Origin of the sequence: Gordonia sp. 852002-50395_SCH5434458, from assembly GCF_001665905.1 — a bacterium.
Lineage (GTDB): Bacteria > Actinomycetota > Actinomycetes > Mycobacteriales > Mycobacteriaceae > Gordonia > Gordonia jacobaea.
In genome coordinates this window covers 1-717 of record NZ_LZTC01000087.1, presented here as the reverse complement: position 1 = coordinate 717, position 717 = coordinate 1, and the positions used below count along the sequence as shown (strand labels likewise).

The following is a 717-nucleotide window of genomic DNA, read 5'->3' as shown; positions in this document are numbered from 1 at the left end:
CCGTCGCTCTGCCTGGTGAGGCGACCACGGCATTGCTGGTGCAGCAGGCGGCTACCTCGCTGATGGCGCTCACTCGCCAGATCACCTACCTGGATAAACAGATCGCCGAGGTGTTCCGCCGAGACCGCCACGCCCGGATTCTTGAATCCGTACCCGGTATCGGCACCCGAAGTGGTGCCGAACTCATCGCGTTCACTGGTGGCGACCTCACGTCGTTCGGCTCGGCTGCCAAACTGGCTGCCTACGCCGGTCTTGCTCCCGTCCCGCATGATTCAGGTAACCGGCGGGGCACATTGCGTAGACCGCAGCGCTACCACCGGGGTCTGCGGAAGGTGTTCTACATGGCCGCACTCAACAGCTCGCAACGCGACGGACCATCACGGGAGTTCTACCAGCGCAAACGACGCGAGAACCGCTCTCACGTGCATGCGCTCATCTCGCTGGCCAGACGGTTGATTGATGTTGTGTGGGCACTCATCCGTGATGGCCGAGAATGGACTCCGAGGGGCGCCGGCCCGCCCATCGCGGAGGCTGCCGCCTAGCCCCTGAGATCATTCAGACGCCGCTGCACGCACCGCCGCGGTGAGGTCGTCGATCGTGTTCGGTTGTAGCCGATTCTCGTCGAGGAAGAATGTGGGGGTGCCTTGGACCCCGAGAGCCAGACCGTCAGCGACGTCGGCGCGGATCCGTTCGAGCGTGGCCGGGCTGTTGTAGACC

The 717-nt window shown here is 64.3% G+C and carries 2 protein-coding genes; one reads left to right on the top strand and one right to left on the bottom strand.

Going from position 1 to position 717, the window contains the following annotated elements:
• On the top strand, positions 1-542 hold a 542-nt coding region (locus tag A5785_RS18645; RefSeq protein WP_156528150.1), incomplete at its 5' end, for a transposase.
• 9 nt (positions 543-551) lie between these two features.
• Here the strand turns inward: A5785_RS18645 and A5785_RS18640 are convergent.
• On the bottom strand, positions 552-717 hold a 166-nt coding region (locus tag A5785_RS18640; RefSeq protein WP_156528147.1), incomplete at its 5' end, for a DsbA family protein.